General features: G+C 71.4%; 22 protein-coding genes. 10 read left to right on the plus strand and 12 right to left on the minus strand.

Features of this window, described 5'->3' with window-relative positions:
• The 3 genes from tpiA (at position 1) to AW273_RS12875 (ending at position 1,532) form a co-directional block, all read left to right on the plus strand.
• On the plus strand, positions 1 to 765 hold the full coding sequence (tpiA, locus tag AW273_RS12865) for a triose-phosphate isomerase (protein WP_083949729.1): 765 nt from the start codon (positions 1 to 3) through the stop codon (positions 763 to 765).
• Between the two features lie 116 nt (positions 766 to 881).
• Positions 882 to 1,112 (plus strand): preprotein translocase subunit SecG, encoded by a 231-nt coding sequence (gene secG / locus AW273_RS12870; protein ID WP_030452236.1) that lies wholly within the window; start codon positions 882 to 884, stop codon positions 1,110 to 1,112.
• A 72-nt stretch (positions 1,113 to 1,184) separates the two neighbouring features.
• Positions 1,185 to 1,532: an RNA polymerase-binding protein RbpA gene (locus tag AW273_RS12875; RefSeq protein ID WP_081898407.1), complete on the plus strand. Its 348-nt coding sequence runs from the start codon at positions 1,185 to 1,187 to the stop codon at positions 1,530 to 1,532.
• A gap of 63 nt (positions 1,533 to 1,595) precedes the next feature.
• On the opposite strand, the gene AW273_RS12880 is transcribed toward AW273_RS12875, so the two are convergent.
• Both AW273_RS12880 and AW273_RS12885 read right to left on the minus strand, forming a co-directional pair.
• Positions 1,596 to 3,218 (minus strand): amidohydrolase, encoded by a 1,623-nt coding sequence (locus AW273_RS12880; RefSeq protein ID WP_062348531.1) that lies wholly within the window; start codon positions 3,216 to 3,218, stop codon positions 1,596 to 1,598.
• Between the two features lies 1 nt (position 3,219).
• Entirely contained in the window at positions 3,220 to 4,608 is a 1,389-nt protein-coding gene (locus tag AW273_RS12885) for an NAD(P)/FAD-dependent oxidoreductase (protein WP_062348532.1), read from the minus strand.
• 189 nt (positions 4,609 to 4,797) lie between these two features.
• Here AW273_RS12885 and AW273_RS12890 point away from each other — a divergent pair, with 189 nt between their 5' ends.
• The gene (locus AW273_RS12890) at positions 4,798 to 5,829 is read left to right on the plus strand and encodes a GNAT family N-acetyltransferase (protein ID WP_062348533.1); all 1,032 of its coding nucleotides are present in this window, start codon (positions 4,798 to 4,800) and stop codon (positions 5,827 to 5,829) included.
• A gap of 58 nt (positions 5,830 to 5,887) precedes the next feature.
• Here the strand turns inward: AW273_RS12890 and AW273_RS12895 are convergent, their stop codons facing one another.
• Both AW273_RS12895 and AW273_RS12900 read right to left on the minus strand, forming a co-directional pair.
• Positions 5,888 to 6,505, minus strand: a complete 618-nt coding sequence (locus AW273_RS12895; RefSeq protein WP_062348534.1) for a Clp protease N-terminal domain-containing protein — start codon at positions 6,503 to 6,505, stop codon at positions 5,888 to 5,890.
• A gap of 46 nt (positions 6,506 to 6,551) precedes the next feature.
• The gene (locus AW273_RS12900) at positions 6,552 to 7,058 is read right to left on the minus strand and encodes a GNAT family N-acetyltransferase (protein WP_062348535.1); all 507 of its coding nucleotides are present in this window, start codon (positions 7,056 to 7,058) and stop codon (positions 6,552 to 6,554) included.
• A gap of 23 nt (positions 7,059 to 7,081) precedes the next feature.
• Here AW273_RS12900 and AW273_RS12905 point away from each other — a divergent pair, with 23 nt between their 5' ends.
• Complete coding sequence (locus tag AW273_RS12905) at positions 7,082 to 7,831, plus strand: hypothetical protein (protein ID WP_062348536.1); 750 nt, start codon at positions 7,082 to 7,084, stop codon at positions 7,829 to 7,831.
• On the opposite strand, the gene AW273_RS12910 is transcribed toward AW273_RS12905, so the two are convergent.
• From AW273_RS12910 to tkt, 7 genes are all read right to left on the minus strand, one after another.
• Complete coding sequence (locus tag AW273_RS12910) at positions 7,818 to 8,774, minus strand: quinone oxidoreductase family protein (RefSeq protein WP_062348537.1); 957 nt, start codon at positions 8,772 to 8,774, stop codon at positions 7,818 to 7,820. The genes AW273_RS12905 and AW273_RS12910 overlap by 14 nt on opposite strands.
• Before the next feature lie 279 nt (positions 8,775 to 9,053).
• Positions 9,054 to 9,794 carry a 6-phosphogluconolactonase gene (pgl, locus tag AW273_RS12915; protein WP_062348538.1) on the minus strand — a complete coding sequence of 247 codons (741 nt, stop codon included), beginning with the start codon at positions 9,792 to 9,794 and terminating at the stop codon, positions 9,054 to 9,056.
• A 64-nt stretch (positions 9,795 to 9,858) separates the two neighbouring features.
• The gene (locus AW273_RS12920) at positions 9,859 to 10,764 is read right to left on the minus strand and encodes a glucose-6-phosphate dehydrogenase assembly protein OpcA (protein WP_062348539.1); all 906 of its coding nucleotides are present in this window, start codon (positions 10,762 to 10,764) and stop codon (positions 9,859 to 9,861) included.
• On the minus strand, positions 10,761 to 12,368 hold the full coding sequence (gene zwf, locus AW273_RS12925) for a glucose-6-phosphate dehydrogenase (protein ID WP_083949730.1): 1,608 nt from the start codon (positions 12,366 to 12,368) through the stop codon (positions 10,761 to 10,763). The genes AW273_RS12920 and zwf overlap by 4 nt, the downstream gene beginning before the upstream one ends.
• A 57-nt stretch (positions 12,369 to 12,425) precedes the next feature.
• Complete coding sequence (locus tag AW273_RS12930) at positions 12,426 to 14,036, minus strand: phosphoglucose isomerase-related protein (RefSeq protein ID WP_062348540.1); 1,611 nt, start codon at positions 14,034 to 14,036, stop codon at positions 12,426 to 12,428.
• Between the two features lie 3 nt (positions 14,037 to 14,039).
• Positions 14,040 to 15,146, minus strand: a complete 1,107-nt coding sequence (gene tal, locus AW273_RS12935; RefSeq protein ID WP_062348541.1) for a transaldolase — start codon at positions 15,144 to 15,146, stop codon at positions 14,040 to 14,042.
• 2 nt (positions 15,147 to 15,148) lie between these two features.
• A complete protein-coding gene (gene tkt, locus AW273_RS12940) occupies positions 15,149 to 17,251 on the minus strand; it encodes a transketolase (RefSeq protein WP_062348542.1) in 2,103 nt (700 codons plus the stop codon).
• A 255-nt stretch (positions 17,252 to 17,506) separates the two neighbouring features.
• On the opposite strand from tkt, the gene AW273_RS12945 reads away from it, so the two are divergent.
• From AW273_RS12945 to AW273_RS12965, 5 genes are all read left to right on the plus strand, one after another.
• Positions 17,507 to 18,430, plus strand: a complete 924-nt coding sequence (locus tag AW273_RS12945) for a heme o synthase (RefSeq protein WP_062348728.1) — start codon at positions 17,507 to 17,509, stop codon at positions 18,428 to 18,430.
• 60 nt (positions 18,431 to 18,490) lie between these two features.
• A complete protein-coding gene (locus AW273_RS12950) occupies positions 18,491 to 19,627 on the plus strand; it encodes a PrsW family intramembrane metalloprotease (RefSeq protein WP_232327356.1) in 1,137 nt (378 codons plus the stop codon).
• 132 nt (positions 19,628 to 19,759) lie between these two features.
• Complete coding sequence (locus tag AW273_RS12955; protein ID WP_157555757.1) at positions 19,760 to 22,366, plus strand: M14 family zinc carboxypeptidase; 2,607 nt, start codon at positions 19,760 to 19,762, stop codon at positions 22,364 to 22,366.
• 111 nt (positions 22,367 to 22,477) lie between these two features.
• Positions 22,478 to 22,909 (plus strand): cellulose binding domain-containing protein, encoded by a 432-nt coding sequence (locus AW273_RS12960; RefSeq protein WP_062348545.1) that lies wholly within the window; start codon positions 22,478 to 22,480, stop codon positions 22,907 to 22,909.
• A 174-nt stretch (positions 22,910 to 23,083) separates the two neighbouring features.
• Positions 23,084 to 24,283 carry a lytic polysaccharide monooxygenase gene (locus AW273_RS12965; RefSeq protein WP_232327358.1) on the plus strand — a complete coding sequence of 400 codons (1,200 nt, stop codon included), beginning with the start codon at positions 23,084 to 23,086 and terminating at the stop codon, positions 24,281 to 24,283.
• A gap of 163 nt (positions 24,284 to 24,446) precedes the next feature.
• On the opposite strand, the gene AW273_RS12970 is transcribed toward AW273_RS12965, so the two are convergent.
• Entirely contained in the window at positions 24,447 to 25,112 is a 666-nt protein-coding gene (locus AW273_RS12970) for a SanA/YdcF family protein (protein ID WP_062348547.1), read from the minus strand.
• Position 25,113: the final 1 nt, after the last annotated feature.

Here is a 25,113-nt window from a genome sequence, read left to right on the forward strand (position 1 = left end):
GTGAGCCGCAAGCCGCTCATCGCCGGCAACTGGAAGATGAACAAGAACCACCTTGAGGCGATCAAGCTGGTTCAGGAACTCGCCTTCTCCCTGACCGACAAGGACTTCGACAAGGTCGAGGTCGCGGTGCTGCCGCCGTTCACCGACCTGCGCAGCGTCCAGACGCTGGTCGACGGCGACAAGCTCCGCATCGTCTACGGCGGCCAGGACCTGTCCGCCCACGACGGCGGCGCCTACACCGGGGAGATCTCCGGCGTCATGCTGGGCAAGCTCGGCTGCACCTTCGTGGCGATCGGCCACTCGGAGCGCCGGCAGTACCACGCCGAGGACGACGCCCTGGTCAACGCCAAGGTCCAGGCGGCCTACCGTCACTCGGTGACGCCGATCCTGTGCGTCGGCGAGGGCCTGCCGGTCCGCCAGGCGGGCAACCAGGTCGAGCACACGCTCGCCCAGGTCGACGGCGCCCTCAAGGGGGTCTCGGCCGAGCAGGCGAAGACGATCGTGATCGCCTATGAGCCGGTCTGGGCGATCGGCACCGGCGAGGTCGCCACTCCTGACGACGCTCAGGAGGTGTGCGGCGCGATCCGCGTGCGACTCGCCGAGCTGTACGACACCGAAGTCGCCGACGCCGTCCGTATCCTTTACGGAGGCTCGGTGAAGTCTGACAACATCGCGGGGATCATGGCACAGCCCGACGTCGACGGCGCGCTCGTCGGCGGGGCCAGCCTCGACCCGGCGGAGTTCGTGAAGATCTGCCGGTTTTAGCGCAGATGTCGGCCTAGCTGGGTCATTATGGGGGTGCGACTTGACACCAGGTCGTACCCTCATAGAGCACGTTTGAATCGTCATGCCGCTCAGGCGCTATCCGGAAAAGGTCTGCCGTGACTATCGGAATCTCCATCGCCCTCATTCTGTCGAGCTGCCTCATGGTGCTGCTGGTTCTGCTCCACAAGGGCAAGGGCGGCGGTCTGACGGACATGTTCGGCGGCGGCTTCGCCTCGTCGTTCGGCGGTTCGTCCGTCGTGGAGCGCAACCTTGACCGCCTCACGGTCATCACCGGCGTCGTGTGGTTCGTCTGCATCATCGCGCTCGGCCTGCTGCTCAAGCCGTAGCAGCCCCAAGCGTCACATAGGGTTCATTCTCTCCCCGTGTTCCCCGCGGGGCGATCGAGCGAGGAGTAATCCGTGGGTAGTGGCAACGCGATCCGTGGCAGTCGAGTCGGAGCCGGCCCGATGGGCGAGGCCGAGCGCGGCGAGGCGGCCCCCCGAGTGCGTGTCGCCTTCTGGTGCGCGAATCTTCACGAGACGCGTCCCAGTTTCGCCAGCGACGCGGCCGTCCCGGAGTTCTGGGACTGCCCCCGTTGCGGCCTGCCCGCGGGTCAGGACCAGGCCAACCCGCCTGCTCCGCCGCGCAACGAGCCCTACAAGACGCACCTCGCCTACGTGAAGGAGCGCCGGAGCGACAAGGACGGCGCGCAGATCCTCGCGGAGGCGCTGGAGCGGCTGCGTTCCTCCTCGCGTCCGATCTACTAGTGCGATCTACCAGGACTCGCCGGAACGGCCCCGCTGCGCAGGCAGCGGGGCCGTTCTCGTTCGTCAGTACACCTGCTCTCCGTCCACGAACGTGGCCCGGACCCTGGTGAGGGCGATCTCACCGGCCGGCTGGGCGAAGGGGTCGCGGTCGAGCACGACGAGGTCGGCCGGGCGGCCCGGTTCGATCACGCCCGCCGGTGACCCGTTGAGCCAGGCGCTTCCCTCCGTGTACGCCGTCATGATGGTCCGCAGGTCCAGCGCCTGGCCGGGGAGGAACGGCGTCGCGGAGTGCCCGGCGTGGTGGGAGCCGGGCGGCTCGACCCGGTTGACCGCGACGTGCATGCCCTCCAGAGGGTCGGCCGACGACACCGGCCAGTCGGAGCCGGCCGCCAGACGGGCCCCCGAGGCGACCAGGTCGCCGAACGGATACTGCCACGACGACCGGGGTTCGCCCAGGTAGGGCAGGGTGAGCTCGTCCATCTGGGGGCTGTGGGCGGCCCACAGTGGCTGCAGGTTGGCCACCGCGCCCAGCTTGGCGAAGCGGGGCACGTCGTCGGGGGTGATGATCTGCAGGTGCGCGATGTGGTGGCGGTTGGCCGGGTCGGTGCCCTCCAGGGAGTCGAGCACCTCCCTGACCGCGCGCTCGCCGATGGCGTGGAAGTGGACCTGGAAGCCCAGCGCGTCGAGTTCGCGGACGTAGCCCTTCAGGAGAGCGGGATCCACGTAGGAGAGGCCGGTCCCGCCGCAGTGACATGCGATCTCATCCCGGCTCTTGAGATCGGGCCGGCGGTAAGGCTCGATGACCGCGGCCGTGAAGTTCTCGGCGATGCCGTCCTGCATGATCTTGACGGCCCCGGCGCGGAACCGGTCGAGGCCCTCCGCCGAGGCCCGGCGCTCGACCAGTGACGGGATCTGCTCGGCGCCCCGGGCCCGGTCCCACCACAACGCCGCCACGACGCGGGCCTTCAGCAGGCCCTTGCCGGCCACCGAGAGATAGGTGGGGAGCTGGTCGTCGGAGCCGGCGTACGAGCCGACGATGGCGTCCTGCCAGCCGGTGATGCCCAGGGAGAACAGGTGCCGCTGGGCGTCCAGCAGCGCGGCCTCCTGGTCGGCGGCCGTGGGGCGGGGGGTGAGCAGGCCGACCAGGTCCATCGCGCCCTCGTGCAGGACGCCGGTCGGGGTGCCGTCGGGGTCGCGTTCGATGCGGCCGTCGGCGGGGTCGGGGGTGTGCTTCGTGATGCCCGCCCGCTCCAGGGCCCGCGTGTTGACCCAGGCGGCGTGGTGGTCGCGCTGGATCAGGTAGGCCGGGCGGTCGAGGAAGTCGAGCTGCTCGCGGCGGGGGAGACCGCCGGGGAAGGCGGCCATGTCCCAGCCGCCGCCCTGGATCCACTCCCGGCCGGGGTGGGCGGCGGCGTACTCGGCGATCTCCTGGAGATAGGCGTCGAGGCCGTACACCTCCGACAGTTCGCACAACGCGCGTTCGAGGCCGGCCTGGACCGGGTGGACGTGGCTGTCGGTGAATCCCGGCGTGAGCAGGCCTCCGGCCAGGTCGAAGGGCTCGGCGGCCGGGGTGGCGACCTCGTCGGGCGTTCCCGCGGCGGCGATGACTCCGTCGCGGACCAGCACGGCTTCGGCGAAGCCGCCCGGGGTGAAGACGCGGCCTCCGTGGAACAGGGTCTCGGTCAATTCAGTGTCCTGTGATCTTGTCGGCGATTCTGGCCAGCACGGACGTGCGGGGCACGCCCCCGGCCTCCCGGGCGTCGGCGAGCCGGTAGAGACGGTACATCGCGTGCACCCCCGTCCAGCGCAGGGGCTCGGGCTCCCACTTGCGGACCCGGCGGCCCACCCACGGGAGCGCGGTCAGGCCGGTGTCGCGGCCGAGCACCAGGTCGCGCAGGGTCCGCCCGGCGACGTTGGTCGCGGTGACGCCGTGGCCGGTGTAGCCGCCGGCCCAGCCGAGCCCGGTCGAACGGTCCAGCCCGACGGTGGCGCACCAGTCGCGCGGCACGCCCAGCACCCCCGACCAGGCGTGCGCGACCCGGGTCGAGCGGGCGGCGGGGAAGAAGCCGAGCAGCAGGCGCCAGAGGGCGTCGACGGTCCAGCCGTGGGTGTGGCCGCGGTCGTCGACCCTGGAGCCGTAGAGGTAGGGGCGGCCCCGGCCGCCGAAGGCGATGCGGTCGTCGGCGGTGCGCTGGGCGTACATGTAGTAGTGCGCGAAGTCGCCGAGGAGCTCGTGGCCCCGCCAGCCGACCTCGTCCCAGAAGCCCGGGGGGAGCGGCTCGGTGACGATCATGGAGCTGTTCATCGGCAGCCAGTCGCGGTGGTTGTCCTTCAGGGTGGCGGTGAACCCCTCGGTGCAGCGGAGGATCACATCGGCGCGGACCGTGCCGCGCGCCGTCGTCACCCGGCCGGGCGCGATCCCGGTCACCTCGGTGCCCTCGTAGAGCTCGACCCCGAGGTCCTGTACGACCTTCGCCAGCCCCCTGGCCAGTTTCGCCGGCTGCACCCGCGCACAGTGGGGGCTCCATGAGGCCGTGAGGGCGCCCTCGACCCGGATGCGCTCGTCGACCGGCACCACCGAGACGTCCTCGGGGCCCCAGCCCCAGGCGTGTTGCGCCTCGACCTCCTGCTCCAGGCGCAGTGCCTGCGCGGGGGTTCTGGCGACGTTGAAGACGCCGCCCTTCACCACGTCGGCGTCGACGCCCTCGGCCGCGCAGACGGAGATGACCTCGTCGACGGCGGTGAACAGCTCCCGCTGGAACGCCCGCGCGGCCTCCGCGCCGTGGGTCTTGGCGTAGCGCCGCGGGCTGCCCGGCAGCAGCCCGGCCAGCCAGCCGCCGTTGCGGCCGGAGGCGCCGAACCCGGCGAACTCCTTCTCCAGGACCACGACGCGGCGCGCCGGGTCGGCCTTCACCAGGTAGTAGGCCGTCCAGAGGCCCGTGTAGCCGCCGCCGACGATCGCCACGTCGGCCCGCAGGTCGCCGTCGAGGCGGTGGGCGGGCTCGGGGACGCCGAGTGCCCGGTACCAGTAGGAGACGTCACCGTTGGCGAAGGAATCGGAGAGCGGAGCGTTCATAGGGATAATCCTGCTCTATTCGTCACCGACGCCGCATCTCACGACGGAACACGTCGTCGAGGGTGGCATTAAGCCCCGTTATGCGAAGTCTTAACAGAATTTGTCATGACGAAACGGATGGCATACCGCCATGTAGCAGATGCGTAACAACGCTCCTCCAGCCTGGGATGCAGCGGAGGGAGAGAAGTCATGGGGTTTCTGCGGATCAGGACGACGGTCGACGAACGTCCCGGGCGGCTGGCGTCGCTGGCGTCGGCGCTCGCGGCCAAGGGCGGCAACATCCTCGGCCTGTCCGTGCAACCCGACTCCGACGGCACCGTCGACGAGTTCATCGCCGACATCCCGGCCTCGGCGGACGACGTGCGGGTCGCCCTTGAGGAGGCCGGCGGCCGGCGGGTCAAGGTCGTCCCGGCGACCGCCCACGAACTGACCGACGAGCCGACGCGGGTGCTGCTGCTGGCCGCGCGGCTGCGGGCGATGCCGTGGCGGCTCCCGGAGATCCTCGGCGACCTGCTCCGCGCCGACGACGCCCGCTGGGTGTTCGGCGCCCTGAAGGGTGAACTGCCCGATCCCACCCTGCTGGTGGTGCCGGTGGCGCCGCGCCGGTCGATCCGGTTGCGCCGGACCGGCCTGCCCTTCACCATGACCGAGGCGGCCCGCGCCGCCGCGCTGGTCCGGCTGGCCCAGCCGCCGGCCGGCCCGGTCACGGCCGAGCGCGACCTGACGCTGGGCGACGGCACCCGGGTGCGGGTCGAGTCGCTGGCCCCGATCTACCGCGAGGCCGTACGCGACCTGCACGAACGCTGCTCCCCGGAGACCCGCAGGTTCCGCTACTTCACCGCGGCCCCCAGCCTGCCCCCGAGGGTCTTCGACCGGCTCTGCGACCGGTCGAAGGGCCACTCGCTGGTGGCCGGGCACGACGGCCAGGTGGTCGCGCTGGCCAGCTTGAACTTCGGCGCCGAACCCGGCACCGCCGAGTTCACCCTCCTCGTCGAGGACCGCTGGCAGGGCCGCGGCCTCGGGGCCGCCCTGGCCCGGACGCTGCTGGAGGAGGCCCGCGACCTGGGCCTGGCCGAAGTGCGGGCCACGCTGCTCTCCGACAACACGCGCATGCGGAGTCTGCTGATCTCCCTCGGCGCCACGCTCGGCTACACCGATGACCCCGGTGTGGTCGAGGCGCGGATCGCCGTGGGTGTGCTGGCGCCGGTCGTCCCGGCCTAGACCGCGCCACACGAAACATTCCGGTCCGGGGCGGCTCAGGGGCCCCGGACCGGAATGATCACTTTCCCGGGTCGGGCGGCGCACCCATCGCGTCGAGCCGCCGGTGGAGGCTTTCGAGGCTCTCCAGGACCCTCCTCATGGTGTGCCGGTCTTCGCCGTAGCGGCGCAGGGTGGCCTGGATCGTGTGGTCGCCCGGATCGGTCAGCCGGTCGATGACCGAGCGGTCCTTCGCGCCCTGAGCGGCCATGCGCCGTTCGAGCGCGTCCTCGACCACCTCGGGCGGGATCCCGCACTCGGCGAGCGCGTGGACGGCGATGCCCTGCCCTTCCCGGAGGGTGGCGAGCAGGATGTGCTCGGTGCTGACGTATCTGTCGTTGCGCCGCATGGCCTCACGGAGCGCCAGTTCGAGGATCTTCTTCGTGCGCGGCGTGAAGGGGAGGTTGGCGGTCTCGGCCGGCGGCGTCCGCGGTTCGCCGACGAGGCGGGCCACGACGGCCCGCATGGGCTCGACGTCGGCCTGGCACTCGGCGAGCGCCTGGGCGGCCAGGCCGTGGCCCTCCCTGATGAGCCCGAGCATGACGTGCTCGGTGCCGAGGTGGCGGTGGCCCAGGTCGCGGGCCTCTTCGCTGGCGAGCATGATCACTTGGCGGGCACGGTCGGTGAAACGCTCGAACACGGGTTTCCTCCGTGTCGTCTCCGTGTGGTGTGGGGGACTGCCCCCACTATGCGCCGGAAACGGCGGGTGCGCGAAGCGTGTAGACGTGGACCGGCCCGTGCTCGCCCTGGCGGGTGCGGGTGCGGATCATGCCCAGCTTCTCGGCCAGCCGCCGCGAGGCGGTGTTGGCGGCGTCGGTCTCGGCCACCACCTCGGGCGCGCCCCGGTCGCCGAAGGCGAACGCCACCACCATGCGGGCCGCCTCCAGCGCGAGACCCTGCCCCTGCCATTTCGGATCTACGCTGTAAAGGAGTTCGGCCGCGTGGTCGTCGGTGGTGCGCAACCCGCACACCCCGATCTCGTGGCCCCGGACGATCGCCCACAGGCCGTAGCCGTGGGACTCGAAGTCCTCCCGGCTGTCGCTCACGATCTCGGCCACCAGCTCCACCGAGACCAGCGAGTCGTCGAAGAGGTGCCGCCGCACGCTCGGCTCGTTCCAGTGGACCAGCAGCCACGGGGCGTCCGACGGGGCGATCGGGCGGAGCGTCAGCCGGTCTCCGCGCAAGTCGGTCATGCGGGCCAGGGTATGACCTCTCCGTGAACCGTGAAGAGGCTGCCGACCAGCTTTACGCCCTGCCCCCGTCGGAGTTCACCGCCGCGCGGAACCGGCTCGTCAAGGAGACCGGCGACAAGGAGATCGGGAAGCTGCGCAAGCCCACCGTGCTGGCGTGGGCGGTCAACCAGGTGGTGCGTTCGCACCCCGCCGAGATCGGGGAACTCCTGGCCGTGGGGGAGGAGATGCGGGCCGCCTGGGCCTCCGGCGACGGCGACGCCCTGGCCGCCCTCGGCCCGCGCCGCGCCGCCGCCGTCGCCGCGGTCTCCCGCCTGGTGCTGAAGGCCGCGTCCGGCCGGGTGACCTCGCCGGCCGAACTGGAGCAGACCCTCGACGCCGCCGTGATCGACGCCGACGCGGCCGCCCAGGTCCGCTCGGGACGGCTGGCGGGGGCCCTGAGCTACAGCGGCTTCGTGCCCACCGCGGCCCCTCCCACCTCGGCGGCACGCCGCAGGCCCGCCCCCGACCTTTCGGCCCGGGCGGCGGCCGAGGCGGCCGTGGAGGCGGCGCGGGAACGTCACGCGGAATGGGCCGACCGGCTCGGGCCCGCCGTCGCGGAGCGCGACGAGGCGCTCGAAGGTGTGGCCGAGGCCGAGCGTGCCCTGACCGGGGCGCGGAGACGGGCGTCGGCCGCCGAACAGCGCTACGAGGTCGTCAGGAAGGAGGAGTCCAAGGCCCGGCAGGCGCTCACCGACGCCGAGCACACGCTGCGACGCGCGTCTACGGGCAGATGACGACCCGCCCGGGAGGCCGCTTCGCGACCGCCTCGTAGGCGTCCCCGGCCAGTTCGAGGTCGAAGGTGAACGCGATGGGCGGCGGCCGGAAGTCGCCCGACTCCAGATAGGACGTGACCTGGGCGAGCCGTTCGGCGCACTGCATGGCGCCGAGCCGCCTGGTGTCCAGGCCCATCATGCGCACCTCCCGGTGGTAGAAGTCGGGGAGGTCGATCTCGACCTTCCGCGTCCCGGTCGAGCCGATGACCACGAGCCGGCCCCGCTGGGCCAGGCAGGCCAGGGCCGCCGGGGTGGTGACGCCGCCGACGGCGTCGTACACGACCTCGGCGCCGGCGCCGCGGGTCAGCCGCCGCACCTCGGCGGCGGCGTCGCCGTCCAGCAGCACGAACTCGTCGAGGCCGGCGTCGTCCAGCGGGGGTCTGCGGTCGATCCCGATGACCCGCGCCCCCCGGACGCGCCCGATCTGCGCCACCGCCGACCCGACGGCGCCGCTGACGCCGAAGATCACGATCGTCTCGCCCTTCTCCAGCAGGGCGGTCTCGACGACGCCGATCCAGCCGACGAGGAAGTTGACCCCGATGACCGCCGCCTCGGGGAAGGTCAGCCTCTCGGGCTTGCGGACCAGCGCCGAGACGGGCACCACGACGAACTCGGCGTGCGACCCGTCGCGGGTGTACCCCAGGTCGCCGCCGGTGCCCCACACCTCGGCCCCGATCCAGTCGTGCGGCCCGCCGACGACCACCCCGGCGAAGTCGCGGCCGGGGACGCGGGGCAACGAGGTGCCCGGGATGTAGCCGGAGACGGTCTTCAGGTCCGACGGGGTGACCGAGGCGGCCTTGATCGCGACGAGGGCGTCGCCGCCGTTCAGTTCGGGCTCGGTGACGTCGACGACCTCCAGGACGTCGGCGGGCGAGCCGTAGCGGGTGAATCGCAGGGCGCGCATGTCACGGTCTCCTCTCCGCCGGGGTGAGCGTGAAGGTCCAGCCGACGGTCGTGTCCTCGGTCAGGTCGATCGACATGGTCCCCTCCCTCGTCCGTCGACCACTCAACCGACACTATCCGCAGGTCGGAAGGGGGTTCCCGGGCTCAGGGCGGGGCGGGTAAAAGCGACCGCAACGCCGGGGACGGGAGGGGCCCGCCGCCGCCCCGCCGCCGCCCTGCCGCCGCAAGGCCGGGCTCGAAGCCCGGCCAAGGGCCGGTCCCGTCTCGGCAAATCCCGGCTTTACCCGACGGGCGACCGGCCCGGGATCTCGGCGGCCGACGCCCGGTCCACCAGGAACAGGGTCCGCTCCACGCCGCGGGCGCCCGCCGCCGGGGCCGAGAGCTGGTCGCACGTCAGGGCGACCCGCACCGCGGGCGCCTTCTCCGCGCCCGACGCGATCACCCACACCTCACGCGCCGCCTGGATGGCGGGGAAGGTCAGCGACACCCGCGTGGGCGGCGGCTTGGGGGAGTCGTGCACGGCCACGACCAGGCGGTCCTTCTCGTGGAGGGCCGGATGGCCTGGGAACAGCGAGGCCACGTGGGAGTCGGGGCCCATGCCCAGCATCAGGACGTCGAAGCCGGGCGCCGCGCCCAGGGCGGCGGCGTACCGGTCGGCGGCCTCCTCCGGGGACAGGCCCGAGTCGGCGGCGGGCATCGGGTGGACCCGCTCGGGGTCCAAGTCGAGCACGTCGAGCAGGGCCTCGCGGGCCTGCTTCTCGTTGCGGTCGGAGGAGCCGGCGGGCACGAACCGCTCGTCGCCCCACCAGACGTCCACGGCGCGCCAGTCGACCGCGTCGCGGGCCGGGGAGGCGGCCACGGCGGCCAGGGTGGCGATCCCGATCGTGCCGCCGGTCAGCACGACCGACGCCGTCCCCCGTGCCGTCTGCACGTCGGTCAACCTCGTGATCAGCCGGGCCGCCACGGCCTGGGCCAGGACGCCCGGGTCCCGGTGGACCACGACGAAGGGGACTGCGCTCATGACGTACCTCCGGTAAAAGAGAAACCGCCCGTCTCCCGGAAGGGGAGACGGGCGGTTGACGATCTTATTGTGCGGCGAGGTGCTTCAGCGCGCCCGCGTAGATCTCGTCGGGGTCGAGCCGGCGCAGCTCCTCGGCCAGCAGTTCCGACTCGCTGCGCCGCGCCAGCGCGACGTTGCGGTCGGGCTGCCCCGGCCGCGACAGCGTCGCCAGCCGCGCGTCGCCGCGGACCAGCGTCAGCTCGCCGCCCCTGGCCAGCGTCAGCCGAACGGCGGTCAGGCCCGGGCCCTGGGACTCGCCGACGGCGATGTCCGCGCCGAGCTTGTCGGACAACCACGAGGCCAGCAGGCAGGCGCTGGGATGGCCCGCCGTCGCCTCGACGATGCCGCCCGTCACCGGGCCCGCCGGCAGGTCGAACGCCGCCGCCAGGAGCGAACGCCACGGCGTGAGCCGCGTCCAGGCCAGGTCGGTGTCGCCCGGGACGTAGCCCGCCCAGCGCGACGCGACGACCTTGGCGCCGTCGTGGGCGGTGCGGGCGTCGACGATCCGCCGGGTGGCGAGGTGCCCGATCGGGTCCTTCGCCGGGGCGGACGGACCGTCGGCCGGCCACCAGACCACCACCGGGGTGTCGGTCAGCAGCAGCGGGCTGAGCACCGAGTCGGCGTGCTTGGTGAGCTCGCCGTAGAGGCGCAGGATGACGACCTCGCCGGGCGACGACTCGCCGACGCGCAGTTCCGCGTCGAGCCGGTCGGCCTCGCGGGCGTCGCGCCGGATCACCACCAGGATCCTGGACGGGTGCTCGCGCGCCGCGTCGGTGGCCGCGCGCACCGCGTCGTACTGGCCCGCCTCGTCGGAGACCACCACGAGCGTGAGCACCATGCCGACGGCCGGGGCGCCCATCTGGTGGCGGAGCTTGGTCAGCGCCGAGCTGATCTTCGAGGCGGTGGTCGCGGTCAGGTTGAAACTGGTCACAGCCGCCTCCAGACCCGCCCGTCGCGGGCGAGCATCTCGTCGGCGCCCGCGGGACCCCACGTGCCGGCCGGGTAGCCCTCGGGACGCCCGTGGGTGGCCCAGTACTCCTCGATCGGGTCGAGGATCTGCCACGACAGCTCCACCTCCCGCTGGTGCGGGAACAGCGGCGGGTCGCCGATCAGGACGTCGAGCAGCAGCCGCTCGTAGGCCTCGGGGCTGCTCTCCATGAACGACTCGCCGTAGGCGAAGTCCATGGACACGTCGCGGACCTCCATGGCCGTGCCGGGCACCTTCGACCCGAACCGCACCGTGATCCCCTCGTCGGGCTGGACGCGGATCACCAGGGCGTTCTGGCCGAGGATCTCGGTGTCGTCCTTGCTGAACGGCAGGTGCGGCGCCCGCTGGAACACCACGGCGACCTCGGTCACCCGGCGGCCCAGGCGCTTGCCCGCGCGCAGGTAGAACGGCACCCCGGCCCACCGGCGGTTGGCCACCTCCAGTTTGATGGCGGCGTAGGTGTCGGTCAGCGAGTCCTTCGGGATGCCGTCTTCCTCGAGGTAGCCGATCACCTTGTCGCCGCCCTGCCAGCCCGCGGTGTACTGGCCCCGGATCGCGCCGGTCGCCAGGTCGTCGGGCAGCCTGACCGCCTTGAGGACCTTCTCCTTCTCGCGGCGCAGCGAGTTGGCGTCGAAGGACGTCGGGTCCTCCATCGCGACCAGCGCCAGGAGCTGGAGCAGGTGGTTCTGGATGACGTCACGGGCCGCGCCGATGCCGTCGTAGTAGCCCGCCCGTGAACCGATGCCGATGTCCTCGGCCATCGTGATCTGCACGTGGTCGACGAAGCTGCGGTTCCAGATGGGCTCGTAGAGGTTGTTGGCGAAGCGCAGGGCCAGGATGTTCTGGACCGTCTCCTTGCCCAGGTAGTGGTCGATCCGGAAGACCGAGCTCTCCGGGAAGACCGCGCTGGTGATGCGGTTGAGGTCCTGGGCGCTGGCCAGGTCGTGGCCGAACGGCTTCTCGATCACCACGCGGCGCCACGACCCGTCGGGGTGCTGCGCGAGGCCCGTGCGCTTGAGCTGCTCGACGACCGTCGGGAAGAACTTCGGCGGGACCGACAGGTAGAAGGCGTAGTTGCCGCCCGTGCCCCGGGTCTCGTCGATCTCCTTCAGCATCATCGCCAGGCAGTCGAACGCGCCGTCGTCGTGGAACTCGCCCGGGCAGAAGTGGATGCCCTCGGAGATCTGCTTCCAGACCTCCTCCCGGAACGGGGTGCGGGCGTGCTCCTTCACGGCCTCGTAGGTGACGTTGGCGAAGTCTTCGTGGGCCCAGTCGCGGCGGGCGAAGCCGACCAGGGAGAAGCCCGGCGGCAGCAGGCCGCGGTTGCCCAGGTCGTAGATCGCCGGCAGCAGCTTGCGCTTGGCCAGGTCGCCGGTCACGCCGAACAGCACCAGGACGCAGGGCCCGGCCACGCGGGGCAGCCGCTTGTCTCTGGGGTCGCGCAGCGGGTTGGCGGCGATCGTCTCCTCGTTGGTCGCCACCGCCGCGACGGCCGCGGTGGCGACCTGGGTCTCCTCCGCGAGCGCGGCGGGTTCGTTGTCAGACATGATTCGGCGCCCTCCTGTACGACGGCTCCGTTTTGATCTCATCCGCTCTCATCGGGGTCAGAGCTCCTCGGCCACCGCCAGCAGGTGGGCGACGCCCGCCCGCCGGTCGGTGAGGTGGAGCCGCACGGTCGGGCGGCCCCGCGACTGGAGCGCGCCCAGGTCGCCCAGCGCCTGCGCGAGCTGGAGCTCGGCCAGGCCGTAGGGCTTGCCCGGGACCGCCACGTCGTCGCCGTTGGCGCCGGTGATCTGCAGGAAGACCCCGACCTGCGGGCCGCCCTTGTGGTATTGGCCGGTCGAGTGCAGGAACCGCGGGCCCCACCCGAAGGTGACGGCCCGCTCGGTGCGGTAGTCGAGCAGGTTGCGCAGCGTCGCCACGTCGGCCCTCGCCCACGCCTCGGTGGTCTGCTCGAAGTCGGCCCCGCCGAGCACCGCGGCGTCGAAGGCGGCCTCGCGGTCGAGGTAGGCCATGATCGCCAGGTATCCGTCGGAGGGGATCGCCCGCAGCAGCCACGTCAGCACGTCGGCCAGGTTGCGGGAGTCGCCGACCTCGCCGTAGACCTCGACCGGGCCGTCGACCAGCGCCGGGGCGCCGATCTGCGGGGCCGACGCGAGGATCTTGCCGGTGTTCTCCTTCGACTCGGCCACGTTGGGCTGGTTGAAGGGGTCGATCTCCAGCACCCGGCCGGCGATCGCGGTGGCGTACTCCCAGACCAGGAACTGCGCGCCCAGCGGGCCGTCGACGTGGACGTCGCCCTCGGGGCCGATGTCGACCGCGAACTGGTCGTGGCCCTCGGCCGAGTCGGCGCCGACGACGGGCAGGATGCCCTTGCCGGACTTGCCGGTCGACTCGGCGATGAGCTGCTCGATCCAGTCGGGCAGCCCGGTGATGTCGGACAGCGCGTCGCGCAGGATCAGCTTGTCGCGCCCGGCCAGCGCCTGGGCCCCCAGCAGGGCGCCCAGGTCGAGACCCGGGTTGCCCTCGTCGCGGCCCAGCAGCGGGGCGATCTCGGCGGCGTCGTCGAGGAGCTTGCCGACGTCGGCGCCCGCCAGCGCGCTCGGCACCAGGCCGAACGCGCTGAGCGCGCTGTAGCGCCCGCCCACGTTGGGGTCGGCCAGGAAGACCTGGTAACCCGCCTCGGTGGCGGACTTCTCGAGAGGTGAACCCGGGTCGGTCACGACGACGATCCGGCCGGCCGGGTCGATGCCGGCGTCGCGGAAGGCCTTCTCGTAGATGCGGCGGTGGCTGTCGGTCTCGACGGTGCCGCCGCTCTTCGACGCGACCACCACGACCGTGTTCTCCAGCCGGTCGCCCAGGGCGCGCAGCACCTGGCCGGGGTCGGTGGTGTCGAGCACGGTCAGCGGCACGTCGTCGGTCGCGCAGATGACCTCCGGCGCCAGCGACGAGCCGCCCATGCCGGCCAGCACGACGTGGTCGAGCCCTTCGGCCCGCACCCGCTCCACCAGCTTGGTCAGCTCGGGAAGCAGTTCCCGGCTGGTGGTGGGCAGGGTCAGCCAGCCGAGACGGATCGCCGCCTCGGTCTGCGCCTCCGGCCCCCAGAGGGTCGAGTCGCCCGCCGCGAGGGCGGCCGGCACGCCCTCGGCGACCAGCTTGTCCTTGACGGCCGCCGCGGCCTCGGCCACGGGACCCAGGGTCACCTCTAGCGCCATGAGTTATCGGGCCTTCCCCAGCTCGGTGGTGACGGTCTCCAGCAGTTCGTTCCACGAGACGGCGAACTTGTCGACGCCCTCGTCCTCCAGCACCCGCACGACGTCGTCGTAGTCGATGCCGATGCTCTTGAGCGCGGCCATGGCGTTCCAGGCGGCCTCGTAGAACGGACGGATCGTGTCGCCCGAGATACGGCCGTGGTCGGCCGCGGCGTTCAGCGTCTTCTCCGGCATCGTGTTGACGGTGCCGGCGGTGACGAGCTCGTCGACGTAGAGCGTGTCGGGGTAGTCGGGGTTCTTGGTGCCCGTGGAGGCCCACAGCGGGCGCTGGGGACGCGCCCCGGCCGCGCGCAGCTCCTGCCAGCGCGGGGTGTTCACGATCTCCTCGAAGGCCGCGTAGGCCAGGCGCGCGTTGGCGACGGCGGCCTTGCCCTTCAGCTCCAGCGCCTCGGGGGTGCCGATCTTGTCGAGCCGGGCGTCGATCTCGGAGTCGACGCGGCTGACGAAGAACGACGCCACCGACTCGATCTTGGACAGGTCGAGGCCCTTGGCCTTGGCCTGCTCCAGGCCGTCGAGCCAGGCGTCCATGACCGCGCGGTAGCGCTCCAGGGAGAAGATCAGCGTGACGTTGACGCTGATGCCCTCGGCGATGGCCTCGGTGATCGCGGGCAGGCCCTCGACGGTCGCCGGGATCTTGATGAACAGGTTCGGCCGGTCGACCAGCCACCAGAGCGCGCGGGCCTCGGCGATCGTCGCCTCGGTCTCGCGGGCCAGGCGCGGGTCGACCTCGATGGACACGCGGCCGTCGACGCCGGAGGTGGCGTCGAAGACCGGGCGCAGCACGTCGGCGGCCCAGCGGATGTCGAACGTGGTGATCGCGCGCACGGCCTCGTCGACCGAGACCTTGCGGACCGCCAGGTCGTGGAGCTGGGTGTCGTAGGCGTCGCCCTTGCTCAGCGCGGACGCGAAGATCGTCGGGTTCGAGGTGACACCGGTCACGTTCTTCTCGCGGATCAGCGCCGCGAGGTTGCCGGTGCGCAGACGCTCGCGGCTGATGTCGTCGAGCCAGATCGACACGCCGAATCCGGTCAGCTTGGAGAGGTTCTCACTCATATTCAGTTTCCCGTCGTCTCGCCCTTGTCGGCGCCGGTCTTGGCGAGCGAGGCCTTCGCCGCCGCGGCCACGCGCTCCGCCGTGAGGCCGAACTGCTCGTAGAGGGTCTTGTAGGGGGCCGAGGCGCCGAAGTGCTCCAGGCCCACCACGACGCCATCGTCTCCTACGAACTCACGCCAGCCCAGCGCGATTCCCGCCTCGACGGCGACCCTCGCGTGAACATTCGGTGGCAGGACCTCCTGCCGGTAGGCGGCGTCCTGCGCGTGGAACCACTCGACGCACGGCATCGAGACGACGCGCGTCGGGATGCCCTGCTCCTCAAGGCTCTCGCGGGCGCCGAGAGCGATCTCGACCTCGGAGCCGGTGCCGATGATGACCACCTTCGGCTGCCCGTTCGAGGCGTCTTCAAGCACGTAACCGCCCTTGGCGACCTTGGTCACGTCGGCGGTGCCGGCGTAGACCGGCAGGTTCTGCCGGGTCAGCGCCAGCGCGGCCGGGCGGTCGTTGTGCTCCATGATGATCCGCCAGGCGGCGGCGGTCTCGTTGGCGTCGGCCGGGCGGACCACGTCGAGGCCCGGGATCGCGCGCAGCGCCCACAGGTGCTCGACCGGCTGGTGGGTGGGGCCGTCTTCGCCGAGGCCGATGGAGTCGTGCGTCCAGACGTAGGTGACCGGGAGCTTCATCAGCGCGGCCAGGCGCACCGCGGGGCGCATGTAGTCGCTGAAGACCAGGAAGGTGCCGCCGTAGGGGCGGGTGCCGCCGTGCAGGGCGATGCCGTTGAGGATGGCGCCCATGCCGTGCTCGCGGATGCCGAAGTGGAGGGTGCGGCCGTAGGGCCCGCCGGGGAACTCCCTGGTCTGGAACACCTCGGGGATGAACGACGGCTCGCCCTTCATCGTGGTGTTGTTCGACTCGGCCAGGTCGGCCGAACCGCCCCACAACTCGGGCAGCACCGGCGCCAGTGCGCTCAGCACCTCGCCGGAGGCCTTGCGGGTGGCCATGGAGGCGCCGGCCTGGAAGGACGGCAGCGCCTCGGTCCAGCCGGTGGGCAGCTCCTTGGCGCTGAGCCGGTCGAGCAGGGCGGCCCGCTCGGGGTTGGCGGCGCGCCACTCCTGGTAGCCCTTGTCCCATTCGGCGTGGGCGGCCCGGCCGCGCTCGACGACGCCGCGGGCGTGCTCCAGCACGGCCTCCGGGACGACGAACGACTCGTTCGGGTCCATGCCCAGGACCTTCTTGGTGGCGGCGATCTCGTCGGCGCCCAGCGCCGAACCGTGGATCTTGCCGGTGTTCTGCTTGTTGGGCGCCGGCCAGCCGATGATCGTGCGCAGCCGGATGAACGACGGGCGCCCGGTCTCGGCGCGCGCGGCCTCCAGGGCGGCGTGGAGGGCGGCGACGTCCTCGACGTAGTCGCCGGTCTGGGTCCAGTCGACGGTCTGGGTGTGCCAGCCGTAGGCCTCGTAGCGGGCCACCACGTCTTCGGAGAGGGCGATCTGGGTGTCGTCCTCGATCGAGATGTGGTTGGAGTCGAACACGACGGTCAGGTTGCCCAGGCGCTGGTGGCCGGCCAGGGCGCTGACCTCGTGGCTGATGCCCTCTTCGATGTCGCCCTCGGAGGCCACGCACCAGATGTGATGGTCGAAGGGGGAGGTGCCGGGGGCGGCGTCGGGGTCGTAGAGGCCGCGCTCGCGGCGGGCCGCCATGGCCATGCCGACGGCGTTGCCGATGCCCTGGCCCAGCGGGCCGGTGGTGGTCTCGACGCCGAGCGTGTGGCCGTGCTCGGGGTGACCGGGGGTCAGGCTGTCCCAGGTGCGCAGCGCCTTGATGTCGTCGAGGCTCAGGCCATAACCGGACAGGTATAGCTGGATGTAGAGCGTAAGGCTCGAATGTCCACAGGACAGTACAAATCGGTCGCGACCCACCCAGTGGGAATCGGTCGGGTCGTGTCGCATCGTCTTCTGGAACAGCAGGTAAGCGGCGGGGGCCAGGCTCATCGCCGTACCGGGGTGTCCCGAGCCCGCCTTCTCGACAGCGTCCATCGCCAGGGCGCGCACCACGTCGACGGCCTGCCGATCGAGGTCGCTCCACTCAAGACCAGCACTGCTCACTCGTTCGATCCCCTCTTGTTTCACTCACGCGGTTCAGGCGTTCCCGCCCACACGGGACCCTAACGGGTGCGGATGCGTACCGTCTGGTAGGCACCCCCCAAACGATCGAGGGTGGGTGAGCAGCCCCGATTCAGGGACCACGGGCCCGTCCCACTAAAGTGATTTCCCTAGTTCCGGCTGCTGCCCGGAGATCCCGCTCTAATCCCGAGGTTACGCGTTGACCCCGCACGTGCTGGAAGCGCCTTGACGGTGCTGATGAAGAACGAAGCGATGGCCCCCGCCGCGGTTCGCCGCGGCGCCGGCGAGGTCATCCGGGCCTATGTGGCGCTGACCAAGCCGCGGATCATCGAGTTGCTCCTGATCACCACGCTGCCGGTCATGTTCCTCGCCGCCAAGGGCCTTCCCGATCTGTGGCTCGCGATCAACACCATGGTGTTCGGCACCCTGTCGGCGGGCAGCGCCAACGCGCTGAACTGCTACATCGACCGCGACATCGACGAGGTGATGCGCCGCACGCGGCGCCGTCCGCTGGCCCGCCACCAGGTGTCCCCCAGAGGCGCGCTCACTTTTGGCGTGATTTTGGGCGCCGCTTCCACGCTGGGCCTCGGCCTGACCGTGAACTGGCTGGCCGCCGCCCTGTCCTTGGGGGCGATCCTCTTCTACGTCCTGGTCTATTCGATGTTCCTGAAGCGGCGCACGTCGCAGAACATCGTCTGGGGCGGCATCGCCGGGTGCATGCCCGTGCTGATCGGCTGGGCCGGCATCACCGGCGGCATGTCGTGGGCGCCGGTCGTGCTGTTCGGCGTGGTGTTCTTCTGGACGCCGCCGCACACCTGGACCCTCGCCATGCGCTACCGCGAGGACTACGCCGCCGCCAAGGTGCCGATGCTCCCGACGGTGGCCTCCGAGGCCACGGTCGTGAAGCAGGTCATCTGGTACACGTGGGCGACGGTGGCCTGCTCGCTGCTGCTCTGGCCGGTGGCCGGGACCTCCCTGTTCTACCCCGCCGTCGCGGCCGTCCTGGGCGCCGCGTGCCTGTTCGAGGTGTACGCCCTGCGGCACCGCCTGAAGGCGGGGAAGACCGGCGTCGACCTGCGCCCGATGCGGTTCTTCCACTGGTCGAACATCTACCTGGCGCTGCTGTTCCTGGCCGTGGCGATCGACTCCCTGATCGCCTGAGCGGACAGCGCGTCGAGGTTCCGTTACGCTCACGGAATGGCGAGCCGCGATCCACGATCGGTGTTGAGGGGGCGCCCGTCCTTCGGGCTCATCATCGGGCTCGTCGTGGCGGGCATCTGCGCGACCGTGTCGTTCTCGTTCGACATCCTCAACGGCGATCCGGTCGAGTTCTTCATCGCGCTGGCGGCGGCGATCGCGCCCGTCCCGCTGCTGCTGGCCGGGGTCCTGGCGCTCGACCGCATGGAGCCCGAGCCGCGCAGCAACCTGATCTTCGCCTTCATGTGGGGCGCCGGGATCGCGGTGCTGTTCGCCGGCCTGCTCAACTCGCTGAACCTGATCTACGTCGAGAACGCGCTGGGCGACCCCGAGGGCGCCCGCAACTACGTCGCCACCTTCGGCGCCCCGCTCGTCGAGGAGTCGATGAAGGGCCTCGTGCTGGTCGGGTTCCTGCGCTACCGGCGGCAGGAGCTCGACGGCCCGACCGACGGCATCATCTACGCCAGCATGGTGGGCCTGGGCTTCGCGATGTCCGAGAACGTCAGCTACTACCTGGCGGCGCTGACCGAGAACGGCCCCGAGGGCCTGGCCGCCACGGTGGTGCTGCGCGGAGTGCTCTCGCCGCTGGCCCACCCGCTGTTCACCTCGCTGATCGGGATCGCGGTGGCCTACGCCGCCCAGCCGCAGAACCGGGGCGCGCGCGGCGTCTGGATGGTGATCCTGGGGTGGATCGGCGCGATGATCCTCCACGGCCTCTGGAACGGGTTCGCCTCGTTCGCGGGCTTCAACGGGCTGATCGTGGCCTACCTGATCCTGATGGCGCTGCTCTTCGTGGAGTTGTGGGTCATCGTGCGCGACCGGAAGCGGGTCGTCGGCATGATCCAGCACTACCTGCCGCCCTATGAGCGCACTGGGCTGATCACGGCCGCCGACATCGTCATGCTCTCGTCGCTCAAGCACCGCCGCGAGGCCCGCAAGTGGGCGCGGCAGCACGGCGGGCGGCGCGGCCAGCAGGCGATGAGCGACTACCAGCTCGCCGCGACCGAGCTCGGGCTGCTCCACGAGCGGGCGGTGCGCGGCGGGGTCTCCGAGACCGACTTCCTGACGACCCAGCGGTCGCTGGCCGAGCTGATGGCCCACTCGCGGGGCCTGTTCCCGGTGCCGCCGCCGCGGGTGGCCGTGCCGCCGCCCTGGGCTTGAAATCTTCCTGTCAAGAGCCCTCCTGGTGACAGGTTTACATGGATTCCATGTCGCTCCAGTTACAAATCTTGTGTTATTTCACATTCGATCACTACGAATTAGGGCACGCACTCTGATCACGGAGGTTCTCTGTTGCGTGCCCCCACCGCCCTCCTGAGCGTCGCCGTCGCGGCCACGCTCCTCGTTCCGACGGGTTCGGCACTCGCCGAGCCGACCCCGCCGCCCGGGGTGACGACCCGCGACTTCGGCAACGGTCCCGAGCGTAACGAGGAGGCCTTCGGCGCCGCCGACCCGGCCGCCGCCGCCACGTTACGTGCCCTGGCGGGCGACACGACCCCCGCTGCCGCCACCGAGCGGCTCAAGCAGTTCCCCTTCTTCCGGGACTTCCGGGACAAGGAGCGCGGCTACCCGCGCCAGACCCGCCTGCCGGTTCCCGCCGAGAACCCGGCCGACGCCTCCATCAAGCTGGGCCTGACCCCCTACCACGCCATCGCCGGGAAGCTGAACGCCCTCCAGGCGCGCAGCAACCGCGTCAGCGTCGAGATCATCACCAAGACCGTTCAGGGCCGCGACCTCTACCTGGTGACCGTCACGGCGCCGGAGAGCAAGCAGCAGGCCCGCGAGCAGGACGCCATCCGCGACCGCATCGAGAACGACTCGGCCAAGGCCGCCAAGGACCGCAAGCTGCCCGGCAGGTACAAGGCGCCGATCTTCGTCAACAACAACATCCACGGCAACGAGTGGGAGGGCACCGACGCCGCCCTGCGCGTGATCGAGGAGCTGGCCACCAGCGACGACAAGAAGATCGTCGACCTGCTGAACCGCACCCGGCTCTACTTCAACGTCACCGCCAACCCCGACGGCCGGTTCGGCAACACCCGCGCCAACGGCTCGGGCTTCGACATGAACCGCGACTTCATCACCGCCTCGCAGCCCGAGGTCCAGGCGATGCGCCAGGTAATGATCGACACCCAGCCGGTCGCCATGATCGACCTGCACGGCTACGTCAACGGCACCCTCATCGAGCCGACGACCCCGCCCCACGGCGCCAACTACGAGTACGACCTGTTCATCAAGAACACCTACGCCAACGGCCTGGCGATGGAGCAGGCGGTGCTGGGCCTGGGCTACACGCCCGAGAAGGACGGCGTGAACCCGCCCCAGATCCCGTTCCGCGACGACGCCGAGGGCTGGGACGACTGGCCCCCGATCTTCACCCCGCAGTACGCCCCGTTCCAGGGCGCGGTGGCCTCGCACACCATCGAGTTCCCGATGCGGGTCAACAACGCCGACTACAACAACCTCCCGGTCGCGGAGCTCCAGCGGCGGGCCAGGATCAACACCGACATCGCGGCGGCCGTGATGCGGGCGACCTACACCTTCGTGCAGGACCGCCACGACCAGCTCATCGCCGACCAGATCGAGACGTTCCGCCGGGGCGCGGCCGGTGAGGCCTCCAAGCAGGTGCCGCTGGACATCGTGCCGGGCTTCGGCCCCGAGGACGTCTACAACACCACCTTCCCGCGCGCCTACGTGATCCCGGCGGGCGAGGGGCAGCGTTCGGCCACCGCCGCCGCGCGCCTGGTCGACCACCTGATCGCCAACGACGTGCGGGTCGAGAAGGCCAAGCGGGCGTTCTCGGCCAACGGGAAGCGCTACGCCGAGGGCTCCTACATCGTCGACATGCACCAGCCCAAGCGCGGCCTGGCCAACGTGATGCTGGAGGCGGGCGCGGACATCACCCCGCGCGTCGACTCCATGTACGACATCTCCGGCTGGAGCCACGCGCTGCTCTGGGGCGCGACGGTCGACTCGGTGAGCTCTCTGCGGGCCGACACCAAGGAGGTCGACAAGGCCGACCTCGACGGTACGGTGCCGTGGACGAGCCGTGCGCTGTCGCTGCGCGTCACCGACGGCCGGGAGATCCAGGCCCTGAACGACCTGCTCGGCCAGGGCGTCCAGGTCACCTGGGCGGACGACGGCACCGCCGTGATCCCCGCCTCGGCACGCCGCCAGGCCGAGGGCGCCGCCCGCAAGTACGGCGTCGACTTCGGGCAGGCGTCGTCGGCCACGGGCGCCAAGCTTGGCCAGGTCCGGGTCGCCGCCGCGGTCTCGGCCGACGAGCTGTTCACCCTGCGTGAGCTGGGCTTCCAGGTCACGCCGGTGTCGACGGCCGTGCTGAACGCCGGGTTCGACTGGAGCACGACCGACGTGCTCTTCGTCTCCAGCGGCCTCAGCTACGCCCAGCTCAACGCCGACGCCAAGGCGGCCCTCGACGCCTACCTGACGACGGGCGGCGTGGTCACCCGCGGCAGCACCGGCTCGACCTTCAACGGCGCGGCGGGGCTGCTCACCGTGACCCCGGTCGCCGGTCGCGGCGACGCCAACGGCGTGGTGAAGGTGACCTCGCCGGGCGGCCCCGTCGGCGGCGACGCCCCGGCCAACTCGTTCGTCTACTCGCCGCGCTGGTTCACCGGCCTCGGCCCGGAGGTCCGCGTCGAGCAGGCGTACGCGACCGACGGCCCGCTGGTCAGCGGCCACTGGCGGGCCAACGCCAACGGCACCGGCGGCCAGGACGCGGCCCGCGGCCAGGCGGCCGTGGTCAGCGGCCGGGACGAGCGCGGCGCGGCCGTGGTCATGTTCGGCACCGAGCCGATGTTCCGCAACCACCCCAAGGGCCTGTTCGCCCAGGTGGCCAAGGCGCTCTACTGGTCGTCCTCCGCGGCCGACGTCAAGTAGGGACCCGTCCGGGACACGGCCCCTGGCGCTCCGGCCGGGGGCCGTGTTTCAATTCCGGCGGGCCCGAACCCACGTGACGATCGTCGATCCGTCACGCCTGGAGGGCCCCCGTTGAAGAGAAACTCCCTCACCGCCCTTGCCGTCCTCGTCCTGGTCGCCGGCGCGGCCCTGATCGCCTGGCGGATCGTGGGGAGACCGGCCGAGACGGTCCATTTCCACCCCTCGCCCGCACCGGTCATCGCCGCCGCCAAGTGCACCGCCGACGTCAAGCTGATCACCACCTGGCCTGGGGGTTTCCAGGGTGAGGCCAAGATCACCAACACCGGGACGGCGCCGATCAACGACTGGTACGTCCAGTGGAACGTCCCGCTCGAAGCGAAGATCACCCAGTCGTGGAACGGCACGTGGATGCAGAGCGGCCCGTCGGTGATGATCCACGCCGAGAAGTGGAACAAGGTGCTCAAGCCGGGCGCGACCGAGGTGGCGGGCTTCAAGGGCGACGCGAAGGAGGCCCCCACCATCGCCGACATCTACTGCGGCTGAAACGTTCAGGGGTTTCCGCAGGTCAGCGCCCGGAAGCGGGCCGTCTCCTCGACGGCCCGCCGGGGCCGGTGTCATCGTCCGGATCGTCACGCAGGTCATCGGGCCCCCTGTTTCCGGGTGGGCCGTCTTTCCGGAGGGCGTATGACGCATGCCCCCGACCGAGAGGACCGCATCGTGACCCGACCCCTGATCGCCGTGGTGGCCGCATTGGCGGCACTCGTGGCGATGGTCGTCGCATCGCCGACGGCCCAGGCCCACGGGGCCACCACCAATCCGGCCAGCCGCACCTACGCGTGCTACGTCGACGGCCTGACCGGCGGCCAGATCATCCCGAAGAACGCCGCCTGCGCCGCCGCCGTCGCCCAGGGCGGCACCCAGCCCCTGTACGACTGGTACGGCGTGCTGCGCTCCGACGGCGCCGGCCGCACCCGGGGCTACATCCCCGACGGGCAGATCTGCTCCGGCGGCAACCCCAAGTACGCCGCCTACGACCAGCCCCGCACCGACTGGCCCTCGACCAACCTGACCTCGGGCGCCGCCTACGACTTCGTCTACGGCGCCTGGGTGCCCCACCCCGGCGCGTTCCGCCTCTACGTCACCAAGCAGGGCTACAACCCGAGCCAGCCGCTGACCTGGTCGATGATGGAGGAGCAGCCCTTCTTCACCGCCGACCCGCAGCCCGCGCTCGACAACGGCGCCTACCGCTGGACCGCCACCCTGCCGGTGCGGACCGGCCGGCACGTCATCTACGCCGTCTGGACCCGCAGCGACAGCGCCGAGACCTTCTACAGCTGCTCCGACGTGGTCTTCGGCGGCACCGCGTCCCCCACGCCCAGCCCGTCGTACCCCGGCGGCTGCGAGCCCGGCGCGCCCACTCCGGCGCCGTCGTGCCCGCCGGTCAGCCCGAGCCCGTCGTACCCCGCCGGATGTGAGCCCGGCGCGCCCACTCCGGCGCCGTCGTGCCCGCCGGTCAGCCCGAGCCCGTCGTACCCCGCCGGATGTGAGCCCGGCGCGCCGACCCCGGCGCCGTCGTGCCCGCCGGTCAGCCCGAGCCCGACGCCCAACCCCACCGGCCAGTGCACCGTGACGGCCGGCATCGCGAGCGCCTGGAACGGCGGATTCCAGGGCAGCGTGACCATCCGCAACACCGGCTCGACCCCGGTCTCCTCGTGGACGGCCACCGCGACCGTCGCCGCCGGCGCCACGGTCACCTCGGCGTGGAACGCCGTCCACACCCAGAGCGGCACGACGCTGACGTTCCGGCCCATGTCGTGGAACACCACGATCCCGCCGGGCGGCACGATCACGATCGGCTTCCTGTCGAACTTCAGCGGCGGCGGCACCCCGACGGTCACGGCCGGCACCTGCCGATAGCCGGGCCGATTGCCGGGCCGACAGCCGGGCCCAAGCCGGGCCGATGAACGCGTGAAGCCCGCCACGGCAGGGCGTGGCGGGCTTCCGCGGTCACGAGGTCACGGAAACGATAACCGGCGGCGCGGTCCTCCGGCCAGCCGCGGTGACGTCCGCGCAGGTGGATCTATGAACGTTTCGCGAGGGCGGTGTCGAGCGAGCTCTCGTAGGGCCCCAGGAACCTCGGGTCGGACCTGAGCACGACCGCGTCGAGGAAGGCCTTGCCGGTCGCGAAGAACTCGCGGGCGGCGTAGACGTAAGTGGTCAGCGCGTACTTCCGCTGGGAGTCGTCGCCGACCCCGAAGGTGTCCAGCCCGGCCTCCCGGCAGAGGGTGACCGCGCGGGGGAGGTGGAAGGTCTGGGTGACCACCGTCACGCGGGAGGCGCCGAAGATCTTCTTGGCGCGGACGCACGAGTCCCAGGTGTCCAGGCCCGCGTAGTCGAGCACGAGCGCGCCGGCCGGCAGGCCCTTGCCCAGCAGGTAGTCGCGCATGACCGTGGGCTCGTCGTACTCCTTGACGTGGTTGGTGCCCGACAGCAGCAGCGCTCTGACCTTCCCGGCCCGGTAGAGCGCCGCGCCGACGTCGAGGCGGTCGCGCAACATCGCGGTCGGCCAGTCGCCGACCACGCCGGCGCCCAGCACCAGCGCGACCGGCGCGGCCGGGACCCCGGCGGTCCAGCCGGGATCGTTGGTGTCGGCGCGGTGGCCCTCACTCGACAACCACGCCCAGGTCATGGGCGCCAGTGCGGCCAGGCTGGCCGCGACGGCGCCCCGGAAGACGGCTCGTTTCACG

The organism is Herbidospora yilanensis, assembly GCF_001570565.1.
Classification (GTDB): Bacteria; Actinomycetota; Actinomycetes; order Streptosporangiales; family Streptosporangiaceae; genus Herbidospora; species Herbidospora yilanensis.

What these genes read in the sequence shown, in the direction of transcription:
- AW273_RS12930 (WP_062348540.1), bottom strand. Translation starts at nt 14,036, where the DNA reads ATGGCGCTAGAGGTGACCCTGGGTCCCGTGGCCGAGGCCGCGGCGGCC.
- AW273_RS12910 (WP_062348537.1), bottom strand. Translation starts at nt 8,774, where the DNA reads ATGCGCGCCCTGCGATTCACCCGCTACGGCTCGCCCGCCGACGTCCTG.
- AW273_RS12885 (WP_062348532.1), bottom strand. Translation starts at nt 4,608, where the DNA reads ATGAACGCTCCGCTCTCCGATTCCTTCGCCAACGGTGACGTCTCCTAC.
- pgl (WP_062348538.1), bottom strand. Translation starts at nt 9,794, where the DNA reads ATGAGCGCAGTCCCCTTCGTCGTGGTCCACCGGGACCCGGGCGTCCTG.
- AW273_RS12945 (WP_062348728.1), top strand. Translation starts at nt 17,507, where the DNA reads ATGAAGAACGAAGCGATGGCCCCCGCCGCGGTTCGCCGCGGCGCCGGC.
- tal (WP_062348541.1), bottom strand. Translation starts at nt 15,146, where the DNA reads ATGAGTGAGAACCTCTCCAAGCTGACCGGATTCGGCGTGTCGATCTGG.
- AW273_RS12900 (WP_062348535.1), bottom strand. Translation starts at nt 7,058, where the DNA reads ATGACCGACTTGCGCGGAGACCGGCTGACGCTCCGCCCGATCGCCCCG.
- AW273_RS12890 (WP_062348533.1), top strand. Translation starts at nt 4,798, where the DNA reads ATGGGGTTTCTGCGGATCAGGACGACGGTCGACGAACGTCCCGGGCGG.
- zwf (WP_083949730.1), bottom strand. Translation starts at nt 12,368, where the DNA reads ATGTCTGACAACGAACCCGCCGCGCTCGCGGAGGAGACCCAGGTCGCC.